This window comes from Acinetobacter sp. YQ_14, assembly GCF_043102985.1.
Lineage (GTDB): Bacteria > Pseudomonadota > Gammaproteobacteria > Pseudomonadales > Moraxellaceae > Acinetobacter > Acinetobacter venetianus.
Map to the genome: position 1 here is coordinate 1 of NZ_JBICJJ010000029.1, position 19,372 is coordinate 19,372.

A 19,372-nucleotide genomic window follows, 5' to 3' on the forward strand; every position below is an offset into this window, starting at 1 on the left:
TTTGCCCGCGGGGGATAATTATAGAGAAAAATTTACCTTGATAACAGTGTGGTTGTTTTGTATTCTGATTAAAATATAATTACATATTTAAAAATAAACAATTGCAAATTTATCAGATAAAATCATTGTAGAAATAAGAAGTTCATTGAGAATAAGTATATGAATAATAAAATTTTAATACAAATAACCGCTACACTATTTTTATTTACTTTAGCAGGGTGTAATTCTTCTATAAGAATTCGACCAGATTCTCCATATGTCATGTCTATTCCTAGAGATGACTTACCTACAGCTGTTGTCTACTTTATGGCTGACAATCAGGAGCGAGAACTGTTTGGCGATCCGACATACTATTCTGCGCGCCTCGCACAAGACACTAGTGACGTCGCTATTCGCTCAGTAGAGCAGGATCTCTATACAAAATATGTTGCTGAGTCCGTAATGCGACGAATCACTCAGCAAGACGGGGTTCCTCCAGTGATCCACTTAGGCGATCTTCTTGATTATTCATGCCATTCCGAATTAAAGCGCCTCCAGCACTTTTCCTTTCTATCTGCTCCTAATATCTATATTGTTAAAGGTAATCACGATGGTATTTTTCAAGGGAACATGAGTTATGGTGGGTGGATTGGAATGGCTTGGTTATATATTCGAAAGTTCACTGTCAACCATAGCATTGATCCATCACTTGAGGGACACTTCAATGCTGTCTGCGGTCAGCTAGACGGTAATTCGCTTGCATCTGATGCTAATAGCCTGCGTCCATTTCCAGATGCCCGCGAATGGCCGCACCAGTTCAATTGTGACTACCTGCGGTTGAAGAGTGGTGGAAAACTCACACCTGCTATTGAAACGTTCTGTAATGCGTCGGATTACCACAGGCGTGTGAAAGTGGCTGACGGTAAAAAAACACCACCGCTGATTAACTCGCAGCTGACAGTCCATACCCCATATGAGTACACGGCAACCATCAACACTGGTAACTCGTTGAATAAATGGAACACAGGTTCGCTGCTCCAATCCGTACGCGTCCCGCTGAAACAGCTTGGTGTTTCCAATAATGCAGAGCTAGGAATGATCCTGATCGACACAACGGATTGGCCTAGTGTACCGAGCTTTAAGTTCCTTTCGAAAAAGTCGAATTCAAGTACTGGCACTATTCGTCAAGGCCAGCGTGACCTCATTGTTGCGCAGCTCAAGTCATGGCGAGATGATCCGAAGCAAAATATTAAAGCCGTAGTGCTGGCTGGACACTATCCACTTCGAGCGCTTGATCGTAGCTCGGCAAGGTGGATGCTAACACTGCACGATCAGTTTCCCTTTGTGGCTCCTATTTACTTCAGCGCGCATACTCATGAGGGATATGCTGCTGTAGGCGATGACAAGGCAGTATCGAAAGGAGTGATTCAAGAGATCAATATTGGCTCGCTCATCGATGCGCCAGTCCATTATCGTAAAGCAATTTTCAGATGGGATGCAGAACGTTCACGTTTGCTGCTCACATCAGAAATACGTACTCCTTGGACGGAATTGAACTGTGCGGCAATAGGTTCGCCACAAGCTAAAGCTGCTGCGCTAGGTCGGGCATCAGCAGAAAAATATAACCACAACAAAAGTTTTCAACCGAAGAAACAATGGTGCCAGCGGCTAATCTTTGCAGGTAGATCTATGCGTGATTTGGCAGGACAGGTTGTCGAAGAGAAGGATTACTCCGAGTGCATAGGAAGTGAGCTTCGTCCGACACCAGATTTTTTGGCCCATTATAGAACTGTTCAAGCAACTATGGATACCTCACTCATTGGTAATATCCCTATGCAGGAGCGTCTGGCATGCGCTGCTCTAGCTGGTGGAGAGGTCTTCTCGTTTAATAAGGAACATAAGCCCCCAGAGATTATTAGCTATGTCTTCGACTTGGGAGTAAATGGTCAGAAATAGACGTAGAAAACTTAAGATGAACCGACTTTTCAGAGAGTATTTGCAACGATTAAACGGTAGAAATTGGTTCTAGAAGCTTGCTGCTTATGTAAGCTTCTAGCTGAAGAGAGGGTACCAGAGCTATTCTCTCATAAATTTATTTCAGAGAGAATATAAGCAAATAGAACTGTAACAGACGTAAATTGACCTGATGAATGTACGCTTAGGCATACGACTAATCGATATGATATTTCCGTAATTTGGCAACAAGTGCTGTTAGTCCTTTCACTTCAAATTCATTGGCTTCAAATTTTTCGTCTTTATTACGTTTAAAGATGTCGCGAATTTCAATCACAGCATTCGGATCAACTAGACCTAAGCTTGAGGTTACTTGGCGAATTTGACTGATTGAACGTGAGCCATTGGTTGAACCATAGCCGATAAAGGCTGCAGGTTTATCTTGCCATTCTTTACCGACATAATCCAAGGCATTCTTGAGTGCTGGACTATAGCCATGGTTATATTCAGGGCTAATGAAGATAAACGCCTGTGCCTGTGCAATTTTATCTGCCCATTGCTGTTGTTTGGGTTGGTCATAGATGCCTGTTGCAGGTGGGTGAGAACCTGCAAATAGAGGTAAGTCCCATTCCTTAAGATCAACAACTTCGGTTTGAATATCTTTTAATGCGAGTTCAGTTATCGCTTGTTGTACCCAATTTGCGACTTTGATCGCTGTACGACCTTCCCGAACACTACCAACAATAATATAAATGAGCATATTTAAATTCCTGTGTTATTGCTTTGATTTTAAAAATAAATGCCTTTAAATGATCTTATACTTTTTTTAGGCGATAAAAAAAGCTCTCATTTGAGAGCTTTTTTGTTACATCAATTTGATGCCTTGCTGGCCTGCAGGGGTAACTTTGAAGATTTCCACTTCAAAGGTAATATTTTTGCCTGCCAATGGGTGGTTAAAATCGATTTCTGTAATGTCATCATTGACCGATTTTACGATTCCAAACAAGGTTGCTTTGGCTTTATCTTCAAATTCAATCATGTGACCAACAATTGGACGTTGTTCAAATTTGACGGTATCGAAGGTTTGAATATTTTCAGGATTCCAAGGACCGAATGCATCTTCTGGTGGTAAATGTACAGTACGACGATCGCCTGCACGTAAACCAAATAATGCCTTTTCAAATCCTGGCAGTAAGTTACCATCACCAATCACAAGATTTACAGGTTCTTCGCGTCCACGAGTGTTGTCGATTTCAACACCATTTTCAATGGATACAGAAAAATGTAAGTCAACTTTTGAGCCGTCTTGAATACGGATTTCTTCGTTAGGTTGGATAATTTCGTTCATCTTATGCATCCGCATTTTGGTTGCGTTTCTTCTCTAAGAAGAAAGTATCAATCAACAGTAAAATAGTCCCTAAAGTAATAGCGCTATCTGCAAGATTGAAAGCAGGGAAGTGGCTGTTTTGGTAGTACACATGGATAAAGTCGACGACATAGCCTAGGCTGACGCGGTCAATCAAATTACCAATCGCACCGCCCAGAATCAAGGCAATAGCCATCGGTAAAATCACCATTTTCTTCGGCATACGCATTAACCAAAACACAAAAATGATCGATACGATACCCGCTAAAGAGGTAAAGAAATAACGCTGCCAACCACCCGCATCTGATAAAAAGCTAAAAGCAGCCCCGTAGTTATGCAGTAAAGTCCAGTTTAAAAATGGTAAGACTGGGATTGGATCGGCGTAATTTAAATGTGTACTGGCAATCCATTTTGTCCATTGATCCAACACAATGGCAAGGACTGAAAGTCCAAGCCAAAGTAAATTGTGCGGATAAAACTGAAACAAGCCTTTTTTTGCTTGTGAATTAGGCATACTTTCTCACTTCGCCACCACCAGTGACGTTGATGATACAACGAGCGCATAAACCTGCATGACCAACATGTGTATTTACATCAGGCAATACATGCCAGCAACGTACACATTTCTCACCATCTGCTGCTGAAACTTGAACGCGCAGACCAGCAAGATCTGTGCTTTCACCTTGTTCAGCATAAGGGTGAACGATGACTTGAGATGTGATCAAGACAAAACGCAATTCATCGGCCAATTGATTTAACAATGTCTGTAATGCTTCATCTGCCCAAAGTTCGACTTTGGCAGATAAGTTACTGCCGATGAGTTTAGCGTTACGTGCGGCTTCAATCTGTTTATTTACTGCTGATTTTACGCTAATCAATGTTTGCCAATCTGCTTCTGAAAGCAGGTTTGCAGTTGATGCAGTTGGGATATCATACCATTCAGCGGTAAATACATATTTTCCTGTTTGTTCAGGAATCAACGGCCAAGCCTCTTGTGCAGTAAAGCTTAGGATTGGTGACATCCAGCGAACAAAGGCTTGAACAATATGATACAGCGCGGTTTGAGCAGAATGACGTGCTTGAGAATCTGCTTTGGTGGTGTATTGACGATCTTTGATGATGTCGAGGTAGAAACCACCCAAGTCATTGATACAGAAGTTAGTCAGTGCATTGGTCACAATATGGAAATTCATCTCTTCATAAGCTTGCTGAATAGTTTTTTGAACCTCAGCAGCGCGTTGTAAGATGTATTGATCCAATGCAATCAACTGATCTACTGGCAGCGCATCTGTAGATGGTTTGAAACCATTTAAGTTCGCCAATAAGAAACGTAAAGTATTACGAATACGACGATAACCATCAGAGGCACGGCTAAAGATTTCCTTACCTGCCGTCATTTCATAACGGTAGTCAGCTGAAGCAATCCAGAAGCGTAAACCATCCGCACCCATATCTTTGATAATGTCTTGTGGGGTAATGATGTTGCCCAATGATTTAGACATCTTACGGCCTTTCTCATCAACCACGAAACCGTGGGTGAGTAGGCCTTTATATGGTGCACGTTCATTGATTGCAATTGAAGTCAGCAATGAAGATTGGAACCAGCCACGGTGTTGGTCTGAACCTTCAAGATATAAATCTGCTGGATCTTGTAGATCATCACGTTCACGCAGCACAGCGTAGTGTGTCGTTCCAGAGTCAAACCAAACGTCTAAGGTATCGCGTACTGCATTGTATTGTTCTGCATCAGCACCGATGAACTCACTCGCTTCACGGTTATACCAACCATCGATACCTTCTTGTTCGATTAGTTTAGCCACTTCTTCGATCAACTCAGGCGTGCGTGGATGCAGAGCATTGGTATCTTTATGTACGAAGAATGGGATTGGCACGCCCCAAGTACGTTGACGTGAGATACACCAGTCAGGACGACCTTCGATCATCGACTGAATACGGCTTTGGCCCCAATCAGGCACAAATTCGATGTCATTTTCAATCGCATTCAAGGCATTTTGGCGTAGACCATTGGCATCCATGCTGATAAACCACTGCGGTGTTGCACGGAAGATAATTGGTGTTTTATGACGCCAGCAGTGTGGGTAGCTGTGTTTAATGGGGTGGTGTGCCCATAAACGACCCACTGCGCCCAATGCCTCAATGATTTGAGGATTTGCTTTATAGATGTGCTCGCCAGCAAAGATCGGAGCTGTTGGCAAATAAACACCATTGCCGCCCACTGGATTATCTACTTTTAGATTGTACTGTAAACCGACTTTATAATCGTCTACACCATGGCCGGGTGCGGTATGAACAGCACCTGTACCACTTGTTGCGATGACATGCTCACCTAAAATCACAGGTACTTGACGATCTGTTAACAGTGGGTGTTGCAATAACAGATTTTCGATTGCCGCGCCTTTAAAATCAGCCAGTACCACTGGATTTTCTAGTTTGTAGCGTTCGATCGCAGATTCAACTAAATCTTTAGCTAGAATAAAGTTTTGCGTGCCACGTTCAGTCGTCACTTGAACCAATTGATAGTCGATTTCAGCGTGTAGTGCTACAGCTTGGTTAGCAGGCAAAGTCCACGGTGTGGTGGTCCAGATCACAATATCAGTTGCATCTTGCACATCAACATTCAAACGTGTGCTTAAATCTTTGAGATCAACAACGCTGAAGCCAACATCAATCGCATCTGATTTCTTATCTTCGTATTCAACTTCCGCCTCTGCGAGTGCAGAGCCACAGTCCATACACCAGTTGACTGGTTTTAGACCCGGTTCAATATGACCAGCTTTGGCAATTGCACCTAGTGATCGTACGATGTCCGCTTCTTGTTTGAAGTTCATGGTGAGATAAGGATTGTCCCAGTCACCAAATACCCCCATACGCACGAAGTCTTTCTTTTGTAGCTCAACTTGTGAATAGGCATATTCACGACATGCTTTACGGAAAGTTGAAGCATCAACTTTAACACCGACTTTGCCGACTTTTTCTTCGACTTTCAGTTCGATTGGTAAACCATGACAGTCCCAGCCCGGTACATAGGGTGCATCGAAGCCATCTAAAACGCGGCTTTTAATGATGATGTCTTTTAAAACTTTATTGACTGCATGACCTAAGTGGATTTGACCATTGGCATATGGAGGGCCGTCATGAAGTACATATTTTTTCTTGCCAATACGCGATTCACGAATCTGCTGATAAATGTTGTCGGCATACCACTCTTCTAACCATTTAGCTTCACGCACAGCTAAGTTTGCTTTCATCGCAAATTCAGTATGAGGTAAATTGAGTGTGGCTTTATAATCCACTGCATTTTCAGGAGTTTGCTTATCGCTCATGCAAGTTTTCTTCCAGTTTGATCAGTTTGTAAACTGACATGTATTACAAATGAAAATTAAATTTAAAAAGGAAATTCTGAAGTACGACTACGATAATCACGTAATTTTTGTACATCATCATCAATTCCGACTTTGAGTGCTTCAAGCGAAGGGTAATTCAATTCACCATGTAAATAGTGAAGAAAAGTCACCCGCATCAATAAGCCATACAGATTAGCAGAAACATCAGGGAAATGTACTTCTAATCGCCATTCTGGCTGTGCTTGTTGGATGGCAGGACGTGTCCCCACATGACCTGCACCAAATAAACTATCATTTTGATATCCTGCAATACCGTTGAGCGCAGGATCTGAATGTTTAATTTTTTCACTCAATGACGCGTTTTCACAGACCACATCTACTGCATAGATGCCATTTAAACAGGGTTTATGGCGATTTAAACGAACATTAATGGTTGGAAAATCAAGAGTACGACCAATCTGATCTCCATATTGCACTCGACCTGTAATGCTATAAGGACGACCCAGTAGTTTTGCAGCTAAAGCAAGATCACCTTCTTGTAGCACTTGGCGAATACGGGTAGAACTGACGCGTTCACCTTTTAAGGCAACGGTATTTAAATTTGTGACATCAAAACCATAATCACGTAAAAATTCGCTATTGCCCTGACGATCTTTACCAAAATGAAAGTCATCACCCAGCACTAAACTTTGTGCATTGAGTTTTAATTTGAGCAAGTCAGCAAATTGTGTTGCACTGAGGCTTCTAAAATATTGATCAAATTTTGCGACTGCGATGTAATCGACACCCAGTTCAGTTAAATATTCGACTTTTTCACGTAATGAGCTAATGCGCGGAGGTGCGTCATAACCTTTAAAAAATTCAAGTGGTTGCGGCTCGAAAATCATGACTAATGTGTTTAAGCCTTGTGCTTTGGCTAACATTTGCAATTGAGCAATCATCGCCTGATGACCGAGATGGACACCATCAAAATTGCCAATCGTTACCGCAGTCGGAGGTAACTGAAAATCTGGCGATAATGCGTTGAGACGAAGCAACTTCATGGGCGTTAAATACAGTGAATTTTGCAAAGGCTATATATTGCCATAATCTCGGCGTTTCGTCTTGTTGTTGTGTTTTTACACAGAAAAATTTTAATATTTAAAACTTTTATATCAATTTAATTTATTCATTAAATAAAAATAAATCAATTTTACTTATTTAAAATCTCTTTTAATATAACGCTATCGTTGCTTTATATCGAGATAGAGATGAAAAAGCCATTTTATCAGCTAGAACAGAGCAGAGATGTGATTCGCCATTTTACCCCAAACTGGTTTACTGCAACCATGGGAACAGGCGTTGTCGCAATGATTTTAGCACAGCTCCCTTTTGCTTCATCTGTTTTGTTTATGCTTGCGACTAAATTATGGCAGTTTAATATTTTGTTATTTAGCACTTTTAGCGTGCTTTATGCTTTACGTTGGATTTTATTTCCAAATGAAGCAAAACAGATTTTTAATCATCCCAATATGAGCTTGTTTTTAGGCGCTATTCCAATGGGTTTAGCCACTATTGCCAATGGTTTCCTCAGTTTTGGTATTCATCTTTACGGGGATATTGCAATACATATTGCTGAATACCTTTGGTATCTCGATGTTTTGCTCGCAGTGATGATCGCATGGATTGTGCCGTTTTGTATGTTTAGCTGCCAAGATCATCAGCTACATCGTATGACGGCAGTATGGTTACTCCCGATAGTGGCGTGTGAAGTTGCAGCCAGTTCTGCTGGTCTTTTATTGCAACATTTAGCTGCTGACCAACATGCTTTAGCGATCTTGATCACTGGTTATGTGTTGTGGGGGATTTCAGTACTACCTGCTTTTGCGATCTTAACCATTTTAATGTTGCGTTTGGCCTTGCACCAATTGCCAGAGAAAGAAGTCGCGATTTCTAGTTGGTTATGTTTAGGACCGATTGGAACGGGAGCATTAGCGTTATTATTGCTTGGTGAGCAAGCGCCACGAATTATGCAAGTGATGGGTTTTGATGGCTTAGCAGTATTACTTCCAGCCTTAGGCATCGTTGCAAGTTTGGTGTTATTAGGTTTTGGTTTGTGGTGGTTTGGAATTGCAATTCTTACAACTTTACGTCATACACGCACAGGTATTCCATTTAATCTCGGTTGGTGGGGTTTAACGTTCCCATTCGGCGTGTTTGTTTTAGCGATATTTAACTTAGCACATCAGTTACATATCGACTTCTTACAGTATGTGGCGGTGATATTAAGTGTATTGTTAGTTGGCTTGTGGGCGTTGGTGGTGAAGAAAACCGTAGCGGGAGCGTATAGTGGTCAATTATTTTTCTCTCCCTGTTTGGTCGCCTTACAGCAGAAGATGCAATAATATTGAGGTGTGCCGAAGCACACCTTTTTTGTGTCTCTATTTTGATTTGAACGAGTCTTTTTTATGAATGCTGATATTGCTCTGATTATGGCTTTGCCGAATGAATCTAAAGGCTTGTTTGAACAAGCAGGCATTGATGTTCATTACAGTGGCATCGGCAAAATTAATGCAGCATTTAAAGCCTTTGAGGTGATTCAAAAGACGGGATGTAAAACGCTGATCAATTTAGGCAGTGCAGGCAGTTCACACTTTGATGCGCATAGCTTGGTCGAGGTTACGACTTTTGTGCAACGTGATATGGATGTTTCACCTTTAGGTTTTGCTGTTGGGGTGACACCGATGGATGAGCATTTTCCAGCAGAGATTCATGCACAACCCCACTTTGAATCCTTACCAAAGGGAATTTGTGGTACGGGTGATTCGTTTGAAACAGGAGTACCAAAGGTCAGTTGTAATCTTGTGGACATGGAAGCCTATGCCTTGGCTAAAGTGTGTAAAAAGCTCGGTGTACGATTGATCTCAGTCAAATACATTACTGATGGTGCAAATGATACTGCTCATTTGGATTGGGAAGAGAACTTGTTGCTTGGCGCACAAAAATTATTGGCGTTGTATCAGGCACATTTTTAAATGCAAAGTTTTAATGCTGTAGTGTGTGCAGGTAAACTTTATGAAGCTGGAAAATTTTGAAATAAAATAATTGTTTTGAAGTGAGTTCGCATAAGAGGTTTTATGTTAAGTAAAAGTATTATAAAATTAATTTTACTTATTCCTTTGTAATATATTTAATGAAATCACTTTTTTTTGAATTCGATTATTTTTTGAGTGAGCCTAGTCTTTCAGAAATATGGAATGATGCAGATACATTATTCGTTTTAGATACTAATGTCTTGTTAAACCTTTATTCTTACCAAGATGCAACAAAGAAAGCGATTTATAAAAGCCTTGATAAAGTGAATGATCGACTATGGGCACCACATCAGGTAATGCTAGAGTTTCATAAAAATAGACCAGAAATTATTTATAAAAGCAAAAAAAACTTTGACTTAATTAATGGATATTTGGATGCATTCATTCAAGCTCATAAGTGTAATGAAAAAGAATTAATTACTTTTGATACTAACTTTGGGAAAATGTATCCAGAATTAAGAGAGCTATTTAATAACTTTAAAGAATCTAGCAAAAAAATAATCAATGAAGTAATTCTAAAATTAGAAGAAGATGCAAGACCGATAAAAGCTAAAACAGAAGAGCTTAAAAAACAAACTATCTCTTTGACGGGAAGTGACAGTATTTATCAAAAGCTATTGGAATTGTATTCCGATGAGAAAGTAGGTTCTCCTTTTGATCAAGAAATATTAAATAAAATTTATGAAGATGGTGAGATTAGATATACAAAAGAAATTCCACCAGGCTATAAAGATGCACATAAAACAGAAGAGTTTTTAAATAGAGGTTTATTATATAAAAGCAAATTTGGGGATTTGATTTTATATAAGCAAATTCTTAAGCAAAGTTCAGAAAGAAAAATTAAAAATGTTATTTTTATATCAGAAGATAGTAAAAAAGATTGGAAAGAGAGTGTGCCTCATGAAAGTAGTAAATATTATGGAGTCAGACGAGAAATTAGAGAAGAAGCTTTTAAAGAAGCAGGAATATTGAATTTTTTGGTTTTTAATACGGAAGAATTTATTAAACATAGTAAGGTCAAACTAGATACTAATTTAGTTGCTGATTTGAATGCCGTTCATGAAAATTATATAACTATTAATAATTTTAAAAGTGCGTCAGAAGAAAAATTTAAATTAAGTAATATCAGTAATTTGAATGATTATATTCTGAATCTAGAAATGGATATGAATACTTTTTCTAAACAAATTCAACAATTAAATTTTGATATAAAACATGCGGTTCATCAATTAAATTCTATACAACAAGAAATTAAAAATATTGAAGAAAGAATATTTGAAAATTTTGATGATTTAGATCCAAGTGAACTTCGTAAAGAACATGAATTACTAAGGAAACTAAATCAAGCTGAGAAAATGATTTCTGAAAACTTGGAAAGTCTAGAAAGTAAAAAACGACAATTATCTAAGCAAAGATTTTTGATAAGAAAAAATATAGAGCAACTTTTAACAGAACAACATAACAAATTAAATTCAGACGAAAAACGAAATTCTCTAGAAGATAGTGATGTTCGAAGAGTCAGAAATTCTTTAGAAGAGGGTGATGTTCGAAGAGTCAGAAATTCTTTAGAAGATAGTGATGTTCGAAGAGTCAGAAATTCTTTAGAAGAGGGTGATGTTCGAAGAGTCAGAAATTCTTTAGAAGATAGTGATGCTCGAAGAGTCAGAAATTCTTTAGAAGATAGTGATGTTCGAAGAGTCAGAAATTCTTTAGAAGAGGGTGATGTTCGAAGAGTCAGAAATTCTTTAGAAGAGGGTGATGTTCGAAGAGTCAGAAATTCTTTAGGAGAGGGTGATGCTCGAAGAGTCAGAAATTCTTTAGAAGATAGTGATGTTCGAAGAGTCAGAAATTCTTTAGAAGATAGTGATGTGCGAAGAGTCATAAATTCTTCAGAACTTCGGAGAAAAGATAATAACAGAGATGAAAATAAAGAATAGTTTTCATTTAATCTATCTAAAATTAACATAATACGCCTTATGCGTAATGATTGAAGTTTCCTCTTTAGCATCAATATCTTAACCAAAGCCGTTCCAATAAAAAGCGCACTGGAACGGCTTTTACTTGATGTTTCACATTCCATATAGGTTTATTGATCATTATTTTGTTTAGGTCAACTTAATAACATTCTCATGCACTGAATAGGAAAAGCGACTAACAAAGTCGCTTTTTAGTGTATTCCAATTGCTAAAATTAAGGCTCTTAACTAAAGAAAATTTAACGTGGTAATACGCCGTACAACATCATATGCACAGTGTGCTCAACCGAGCGTTGAAACATGCTACGGTTACGCAAAGTTTTACCCGTGACCATTTCCATTTGCGTCGAAAAGTCCGCGTAATTCTGGGTGATAGCCCAGATATTGAGAATCAACAATTCAGGGTCAATCTCTGCTGATAATTTACCTTGCTCTTGCCAAGTTTGGATCACTTTGGTTTTACGCTTAAATAGCTTTTTCAAAGGCCCTTTTAAAATAGGTAGAATATGCGGAGCACCCTGAATAATTTCTAATGCAAATAAACGAGAAGCTTTTGGCTGATCCCTTGAACTTTCTAATTTTTGAATTAGATAGTGTGTTAATGCTTCAGTTGGCTCAAGTTCTGACTCAAGGGTTTGCAAAGGAGCAAGCCACTTCTGTAAAACTGTTGTAAGAACTTCAACGTAAAGAGACTCTTTATTTTCATAATAATAGAAAATATTCGATTTATGCATATTTGCAAGCTGTGCAATCTCATCCAAACTTGCACCACTGAACCCATAGACGGAAAAAACATCCAGGGCAGCATTCAGCAATTGATTGCGCTTTTGTGTACTTTTTTTCTGTTCCATCTGAGAGCTTGATTCAAAAAATGTCATTGACATTGTAAGATAATTTGTCGGATTTGTGCACAATAACGCATTTTTTTTGTCGAAAAAAACTTTACGATGAAATGAAAATTCCCTACGTAATTGATAATTCTTGAAATCTCAATATATGAATACATATTTTGTAAAAAATTAATCTGTGTTGGTCTTGCAAGAACACTGAAATTCTATTATTTGGTGTGCCTTTAAATATAAAAAGCAGTCTTAGGTTGCTAAAACTGCATCAAGTACTTGTTGTTCAAGCTGAGCGAAAGTAATGCTTTTTTTACGGGGACGGGGGAGGTCTACTTGAAAATTTCGTGCGATATGACCCTGATCCAGCAAAATGATTCGATCTGCCAATTGCACTGCTTCACTGACATCATGTGTGACTAAAATTGCAGTAAAACCTTGTTCCTTCCATAGATGTTCAATCAAATTTTGCATTTCTAAACGCGTCAAAGCATCTAATGCGCCTAATGGCTCATCCAGCAATAAAATACGTGGTGTATGTGAAAGTGCGCGTGCAAGAGCGGCGCGTTGGCGCTGTCCACCAGAAAGCTGTGCTGGCCATTGATTGGCTTTGTCTTTTAAGCCTACTTTTTCTAATAGTGTTGCTGCAAGCGGATATTGCTCTTTAGCTAAACCAAGTTGAGCATTGTGCAGAACACTTTTCCACGGCAATAATCGAGGATCTTGGAACATCACGCGAATATCAGTGCTCGTAATGCCCTCATGGAAATTGCGAGCAGATTGAAATTTAATTTCTCCATAACTGACATTTTCTAACTGAGCAATCAAACGCAGCAGCGTACTTTTGCCGCAACCACTGCGTCCAACAATAGCAACAAATTCACCTGCTTGAATGTTGAGGTCTAAATCCTCAAGAACTTTGATATCACCATAAAATTTATACAGTTGCTCAATCAAAATATCAGCGCCATTGATGGGTACTGTAGAAGTTTCTGGCCCAGTTATAGGTTGAATAAGATTGTTATCGTAAAAGTTTAAATTTAAGTTACTCATGTTTCTGTGCCTTTTATTTTTGATAGCCTGCGTGCCAACGCAATAGATAGCGTTCTAGTACTTGTGCCAATACATCTGCTAATTTACCCAGTAGGGCGTAGAGTAAAATACCGACTAAGACAATATCGGTCTGTAAAAACTCGCGTGCATTCATGGTCATATAACCAATTCCTGACTGTGCTGAAATTGTTTCTGCAACGATTAAGAGTACCCAAACCAAACCTAGAGAAAAGCGCAGTCCAACTAAAATCGAGGGCATCGCACCCGGTAAAATAATGTCTCGATAGAGCTGCCAACGGTTGAGACCGTAGCTTTTGCCCATTTCGATGAGCTGTGGATCGACAGAGCGAATACCATGATAGGTATTGATATAAATTGGAAAAAATACGCCGATCGCAACCAAAAATAACTTGGCAGTTTCATCAATACCAAACCATAAAATCACCAGTGGAATCAGTGCCAGCGCAGGTATGTTACGGACCATTTGCAGGGTAGTATCCAGCAAGGTTGAAGCCACACGTGATGAGCCATTGAGTAGTCCTAGTATCAGACCGAGTCCACCACCAATTAATAAACCGAGTAGCGCCCGACCTGCACTGACTTTGACATGCTGCCAAAGTTCGCCACTGACTAGCAAATGCCAGAAAGCACCCACAACAGCAGTTGGGGCAGGTAATATTCGATTTTGTAGCAACCCAGAGCTAGATGCTGTTTGCCAAATCAGGATCAACAGTATTGGGAATAACCATGGCAGTAGACCTTTACCTATTCTTTGTGTTCCACGTGAAACATTATTCAAAAAAGGTTTTGTACTCATGCATCCTCCTTGACCAAGATTTTTGGCACTTTCTCTTCGGGCACATAGTTATTGGCAATGATTTCTCCGAATGGACCTGTGAGATGAGGTTGTGCCAATTTTTCACGAGTTTTAAGTGGGAGTAGTGGGAACACCAATTCGGCAAAGCGGATTGATTCTTCCAAATGTGGATAGCCAGAGAAAATAAAGGTATCAATGCCTAAATCAGCATATTCTTGAATGCGTGCGGCAACTGTTTCAGGGTCTCCGACTAAAGCAGTACCCGCGCCGCCACGAACTAAGCCAATGCCTGCCCATAAATTCGGAGATACCTCTAATTGATCTTTACGTCCGCCGTGTAGTGCAGCCATACGTTGCTGACCGACTGAGTCCATCTGCGCAAATTTTTTCTGTGCCGCCGCAATTGTGGCATCATCCAGATATTGAATCAGTTCATCGGCGGCGGCCCATGCTTGTTCATTGGTTTCACGTACAATTACATGCAAACGGATGCCATAAGTAAGTGTGCGACCTTTGGCAGCTGCTTTAGCACGGAGATATTCAATTTTCTCCTTTACCGCAGCAGGTGGTTCACCCCAAGTCAGATAGGTATCAACCTGTTCAGCTGCCAACTCTGTTGCAGCTTCTGAAGAACCACCAAACCAGAGGGGTGGGTACGGCTGTTGTACAGGTGGATAGAGCAGTTTGGCATCGTCAACTCTGAGGCGTTCGCCGTGAAAGCTAAACGGTTCACCCGTATGTGAGCGAGTGAGAATTTCGCGCCAGATTTTGACATATTCAGAAGCAGTTTGATAACGGGTACTGTGATCTTCATAGAGTCCATCACCTTTGAGTTCCTGTTCATCACCACCTGTGACAAGGTTGAGCAGAATACGGCCATTGGAGAGACGATCAAAAGTGGCTGCCATGCGTGCAGCAAGTGCTGGTGTGGTCAGCCCAGGACGAAGTGCGACTAAAAACTTAAGTTGGGTGGTTGCATCAATTAAACTGGCTGCCGTAATCCAAGGATCTTCACAAGAGCGTCCTGTTGGAATGAGTACGCCTGCATAACCCAGATTATCCACGGCAACTGCAATCTGTTTCATATAAGCATGATCGACCTGACGAGCACCCTTGCTGGTGCCTAAATAACGACTGTCACCATGAGTGGGGATAAACCAGAAAATATTCATGTCGATGTTCCTTATGAAAATGAAATCAATGTTCATTGGGCAGACCAGACACTGTGCTGAATATCAATTTGCGCAGGAATGAGTTGCTCTTGTTTAAATAAATCGGCGATTTGTTGCTGACTCTTTATGACCTCAGCTGTGAGGATGTGCACAGGCGATGGTTTTGGTCGTTTATCTAAAACACGTTGCGCCACAGGAAGGCTTAGCCCCGTACTTTGTGCATAAATCTGTAGTGCCTGATCTTGGTGCTGCACAATCCACTGATCCGCAATGTTGATGCTCTTAATCAGCTTTGGTGCAGAATCAGGATGCTTTTTAATAAAATCAGGATTACCAATATAAAAAGAATAAGTGGTTGGAAAAGCAGAGCCATCAACCAAGGTTTTGGTATGGCCTTGCAGTTCTGCTGTACCTAAGTAGGGTTCCCAAATTGCCCACGCATCTACGGCCTGCTTATCAAATGCTGCGCGTGCATCGGCAGGAGGTAACCAAATCGGTTGAATGTCTTGCCAAGATAGACCCGCTTTCTGCAAGGTTTTTGCCAAAAGTTCGTGCGCACTGGAGCCCTTTTGAACTGCGACACGTTTGCCTTTTAAGTCTTGCAGGGTGCTGATTTTATCGTTGGCATGTACCAAAATAGCTTGGCCTGTTGGTGCAACCACTTCATAAGCCACATAGCTCAATGGTTTAGCTGCAGCTTGAGCAAAGATGGGTGGAGTATTGCCGACATAACCAAAATCGACTGCACCAACGGCAAGAGCTTCAAGCATTTGTGGGCCTGCTGGAAATTCTCGCCATTCAATTTTGGCATTCGGAAATTCTTGCTCAAATAGCTTTTGTTGTTTGGCAACTAACAAATTGAGGGAAGATTTCTGGAAGCCAATGGATAGGGTTTTGACCGCCGTATTTTCAGTTGCTGAAGTTGTCTTCTCCGTACTCTGCTCTGGCTTCTGGCAACCACCCAGTGAAAATGTAGAGATCAGCAACCCCAAAACAGAAACTTTAGATAACAACTTCATGGCGATCCTCAATTATTTAACCGTTCTTTAATACGGCATCTTGGATCACAAGCTGCTTCGGAATCAGTTTCTGCGCAAAGAAGGCATCAGCGACATATTGCTGCTCTGTTGCGACTTTGGCAGAGATCGGTTGAACCCCGAAGCCCATGCGCGAAATTGAGCTTTTTAAAACATCAAACTCAAGCCCTGTTGGTTTTTCCAGTAATTTGGCTGCATCATCTGGATGTGTTTTGACCCAATCCGTGGTTTGATTGAGTGTGGTGACCAAGGTCGTTAAAACCTGAGGATGGCTTTCAGCAAATTGGCGATCGGCCAAATAGAATTGATGATTACTGACTAAGTGTTCACCTGTGGCGATCACACGGGCATGTATTTGGTGTTCAGCTGCGGCGAAGAAAGGATCCCAAATCACCCAAGCATCTACAGCACCTTTTTCAAATGCTGCACGTGCATCTGACGGTGGCAGGTAAACAGCTTGAACATCTTTTAAACTGAGATTGTTTGCTTCTAAGAGTTTGAGTAGAAGATAGTGAACATTGGAACCTTTATTCAGCGCCACACGTTTACCTTTCAGATCTTGGATGGATTGAATAGGAGAATTTTTTTGTACGATCAAGGCTTCGGCTTGTGGTGCTGCAGGTTGGTTCGCGACATAGACCAGATTGGGATTGGCGGCTTGAGCAAAGATTGGCGGTGCTTCACCTGCTTCGCCAAATACCACGCTACCTACATTTAATCCTTCCAAAAGTTGTGGGCCAGCTGGAAATTCAACCCATTTCACCGTGACAGCTTGAGCAGCAAGATTTTTTTCTAATTCACCTTTTGCTTTAACAATCGGCAAGATGCCATACTTTTGAAAGCCGATATTTAATGTTGTGGTTTCTTGTTTTGTTGTCTCTTGCTGCTCTGGTTTTTTTGCACAACCTGCAACACCCATTACACTGGCAAGACTTGCTGCAATGATTGTAGATGTTGCCCATGAACGATGAATAGAAATAGCCATGTGAGTTGCGCTCCCCGACAAATCAAAAGATTTAAATAAGATGAGCAACTAAGCTAAAACTTTTTTTATTGCATAAAAAATAACTAATTAGGCTTTGCTTATGATGAAAAAAGCAAAATAGAAGATTGCATAACTTTATCGATAGTTAGAATAAGAAAAACAATACTTTATTTACATAAATTATTGTTTTATATTGAATTTTAATATTTTGGTTTAGGTGGTATTGATTTCTAATCTACTAGTTAAGCAGAGATTATGATGATGAAGAGAGCTATTTATCAGAAATAAACATATCTCTTCACCATATTTAGTCTTCATATTAGCGTTTTTTTAAACACCAAAGAATTCCGCTGATAATTATAGAGTGCTTGGCGTGCATTCGGTAAATCATCTACGCTGGCAGGAATAAAGCCTTGTTCCAAGAACCAATGCGCTGTCCGAGTGGTCAGAACAAAGAGTTGCTGAATACCTTGTTGCTTGGCTTTGGTTTCTAAAAATTGCAAAATCTGGCTACCACGATTTGATTTTCGATAGCTTGAATCGACAGCAACACAGGCAATTTCCGCTGAACGAATTTCATCTGATCCAGCAGGAATTGGATATAGTGCAGCGCAGGCCAAGATCATGCCGTCTCGTTCAATCACTGCAAACTGTTCAATTTCACTTTCAAGGCGTTCGCGTGAGCGATAAACCAGAATACCTTCTTGTTCCAAAGGGCGAAGTAAGTTAATTAGGCCACCAACATCTTGAATATTGGCAATTCGCACCTCTTCATAGTGTGCATCTGTAATCAGCGTACCAATACCATCACGGGTAAATAGCTCTTCAATCAAAGCACCATCATATGCATAAGAAATCAAATGTACGCGATGAACGCCAGACAAAGAGGCTTGTTGTGCTTGCTTTAGGTGTAAAGCAAATTCTGGATATTGTTGCTGATTTTTTTGAATATAGGGTTCAAGCTGCCGAGAACTTAGTTCACGAAGTAACTGTTGTTGCTCATTCATTAGCCCTTGTTTTTCCCCAAGGAATATCAACTTATCTGCTTTCAAGGCAATCGCAGTTTTGGTCGCAACTTCTTCAGCGAGTAAGTTAAAGACTTCCCCTGTGGTTGAATAGCCTGTTGGACCAAGCAGAACAATATTGTGATTGTCTAAATGACGTTGAATGGCATCTGTATCTACGGAGCGAACTTCTCCCGTCAGCTGGAAATCAATACCTTCACGAATGCCATACGGTTTGGCTGTGACAAAATTGCCTGATACGACATCAATGCGAGCACCATACATCGGTGAGTTGGCGAGTCCCATCGACAGCAATGCTTCAATTTCGAGGCGAATTGAGCCGACAGCATTCATGACACCACGTAGAGATTCGCGAGTCGTGACACGACGGTTTTGATGAAAAGGTGTTTCGATATGACGTTCGAGTAGATTTTGATTGATCTGTGGACGTGCCCCATGCACGAGAATCAAGCGAATACCTAAAGAATGTAGCAGCGCAATATCGTGAATAATATGTTGAAAGTTATGGTGTTGAACGGCTTCACCACCAAACATTAACACAAAAGTTTTATCACGATGCGCGTTAATATACGGTGCAGAGTGGCGAAACCAATGTACATAATCTTGCGTTGTACTATTTAAAGTTTCAGTCATTTGGTTCGCCATGTTCATCTCAGAGATACATCAATTTATCTGATTCTAACCAAAAAAATGAAAAGATAAATCTATTCTCAAACTCACGAGACAACTTTA

General features: G+C 40.4%; 16 protein-coding genes. 4 read left to right on the forward strand and 12 right to left on the reverse strand.

Features of this window, described 5'->3' with window-relative positions; genetic code table 11:
• The first annotated feature begins 159 nt into the window (after positions 1 to 159).
• The gene (locus ACF8D3_RS15835; RefSeq protein ID WP_061515832.1) at positions 160 to 1,935 is read left to right on the forward strand and encodes a metallophosphoesterase family protein; all 1,776 of its coding nucleotides are present in this window, start codon (positions 160 to 162) and stop codon (positions 1,933 to 1,935) included.
• A 214-nt stretch (positions 1,936 to 2,149) separates the two neighbouring features.
• Here ACF8D3_RS15835 and ACF8D3_RS15840 read toward each other — a convergent pair whose 3' ends face one another.
• From ACF8D3_RS15840 to ribF, 5 genes are all read right to left on the reverse strand, one after another.
• On the reverse strand, positions 2,150 to 2,692 hold the full coding sequence (locus ACF8D3_RS15840) for an NADPH-dependent FMN reductase (RefSeq protein WP_392472355.1): 543 nt from the start codon (positions 2,690 to 2,692) through the stop codon (positions 2,150 to 2,152).
• 105 nt (positions 2,693 to 2,797) lie between these two features.
• The gene (locus ACF8D3_RS15845; protein WP_004882179.1) at positions 2,798 to 3,280 is read right to left on the reverse strand and encodes a peptidylprolyl isomerase; all 483 of its coding nucleotides are present in this window, start codon (positions 3,278 to 3,280) and stop codon (positions 2,798 to 2,800) included.
• Between the two features lies 1 nt (position 3,281).
• Positions 3,282 to 3,812, reverse strand: a complete 531-nt coding sequence (gene lspA, locus ACF8D3_RS15850; RefSeq protein WP_007478162.1) for a signal peptidase II — start codon at positions 3,810 to 3,812, stop codon at positions 3,282 to 3,284.
• The gene (gene ileS / locus ACF8D3_RS15855; RefSeq protein WP_392472359.1) at positions 3,805 to 6,642 is read right to left on the reverse strand and encodes an isoleucine--tRNA ligase; all 2,838 of its coding nucleotides are present in this window, start codon (positions 6,640 to 6,642) and stop codon (positions 3,805 to 3,807) included. Before ileS ends, lspA begins: the two co-directional genes overlap by 8 nt.
• A 62-nt stretch (positions 6,643 to 6,704) precedes the next feature.
• On the reverse strand, positions 6,705 to 7,706 hold the full coding sequence (gene ribF / locus ACF8D3_RS15860) for a bifunctional riboflavin kinase/FAD synthetase (protein ID WP_007478164.1): 1,002 nt from the start codon (positions 7,704 to 7,706) through the stop codon (positions 6,705 to 6,707).
• Positions 7,707 to 7,913: 207 nt separating this feature from the next.
• Here ribF and ACF8D3_RS15865 point away from each other — a divergent pair, with 207 nt between their 5' ends.
• From ACF8D3_RS15865 to ACF8D3_RS15875, 3 genes are all read left to right on the forward strand, one after another.
• Positions 7,914 to 9,047 carry a TDT family transporter gene (locus tag ACF8D3_RS15865; protein ID WP_061398194.1) on the forward strand — a complete coding sequence of 378 codons (1,134 nt, stop codon included), beginning with the start codon at positions 7,914 to 7,916 and terminating at the stop codon, positions 9,045 to 9,047.
• A gap of 63 nt (positions 9,048 to 9,110) precedes the next feature.
• Positions 9,111 to 9,677 carry a 5'-nucleosidase gene (locus ACF8D3_RS15870; RefSeq protein ID WP_392472361.1) on the forward strand — a complete coding sequence of 189 codons (567 nt, stop codon included), beginning with the start codon at positions 9,111 to 9,113 and terminating at the stop codon, positions 9,675 to 9,677.
• 191 nt (positions 9,678 to 9,868) lie between these two features.
• The gene (locus tag ACF8D3_RS15875; RefSeq protein WP_392472363.1) at positions 9,869 to 11,674 is read left to right on the forward strand and encodes a PIN-like domain-containing protein; all 1,806 of its coding nucleotides are present in this window, start codon (positions 9,869 to 9,871) and stop codon (positions 11,672 to 11,674) included.
• 277 nt (positions 11,675 to 11,951) lie between these two features.
• On the opposite strand, the gene ACF8D3_RS15880 is transcribed toward ACF8D3_RS15875, so the two are convergent.
• The 7 genes from ACF8D3_RS15880 to argA form a co-directional block, all read right to left on the reverse strand.
• Positions 11,952 to 12,563 (reverse strand): TetR/AcrR family transcriptional regulator, encoded by a 612-nt coding sequence (locus tag ACF8D3_RS15880; protein WP_392472364.1) that lies wholly within the window; start codon positions 12,561 to 12,563, stop codon positions 11,952 to 11,954.
• 240 nt (positions 12,564 to 12,803) lie between these two features.
• Entirely contained in the window at positions 12,804 to 13,604 is an 801-nt protein-coding gene (locus tag ACF8D3_RS15885) for an ATP-binding cassette domain-containing protein (protein WP_392472367.1), read from the reverse strand.
• Between the two features lie 13 nt (positions 13,605 to 13,617).
• On the reverse strand, positions 13,618 to 14,421 hold the full coding sequence (gene ssuC, locus ACF8D3_RS15890) for an aliphatic sulfonate ABC transporter permease SsuC (RefSeq protein WP_392472370.1): 804 nt from the start codon (positions 14,419 to 14,421) through the stop codon (positions 13,618 to 13,620).
• The gene (gene ssuD, locus ACF8D3_RS15895) at positions 14,418 to 15,593 is read right to left on the reverse strand and encodes an FMNH2-dependent alkanesulfonate monooxygenase (protein ID WP_392472372.1); all 1,176 of its coding nucleotides are present in this window, start codon (positions 15,591 to 15,593) and stop codon (positions 14,418 to 14,420) included. Before ssuD ends, ssuC begins: the two co-directional genes overlap by 4 nt.
• 32 nt (positions 15,594 to 15,625) lie before the next feature.
• Positions 15,626 to 16,612 carry an aliphatic sulfonate ABC transporter substrate-binding protein gene (locus ACF8D3_RS15900; protein WP_392472374.1) on the reverse strand — a complete coding sequence of 329 codons (987 nt, stop codon included), beginning with the start codon at positions 16,610 to 16,612 and terminating at the stop codon, positions 15,626 to 15,628.
• 16 nt (positions 16,613 to 16,628) lie between these two features.
• Positions 16,629 to 17,615, reverse strand: a complete 987-nt coding sequence (locus ACF8D3_RS15905) for a sulfonate ABC transporter substrate-binding protein (RefSeq protein WP_392472377.1) — start codon at positions 17,613 to 17,615, stop codon at positions 16,629 to 16,631.
• A 314-nt stretch (positions 17,616 to 17,929) separates the two neighbouring features.
• Positions 17,930 to 19,285 (reverse strand): amino-acid N-acetyltransferase, encoded by a 1,356-nt coding sequence (argA, locus tag ACF8D3_RS15910; protein ID WP_392472379.1) that lies wholly within the window; start codon positions 19,283 to 19,285, stop codon positions 17,930 to 17,932.
• Between the last annotated feature and the right edge of the window lie 87 nt (positions 19,286 to 19,372).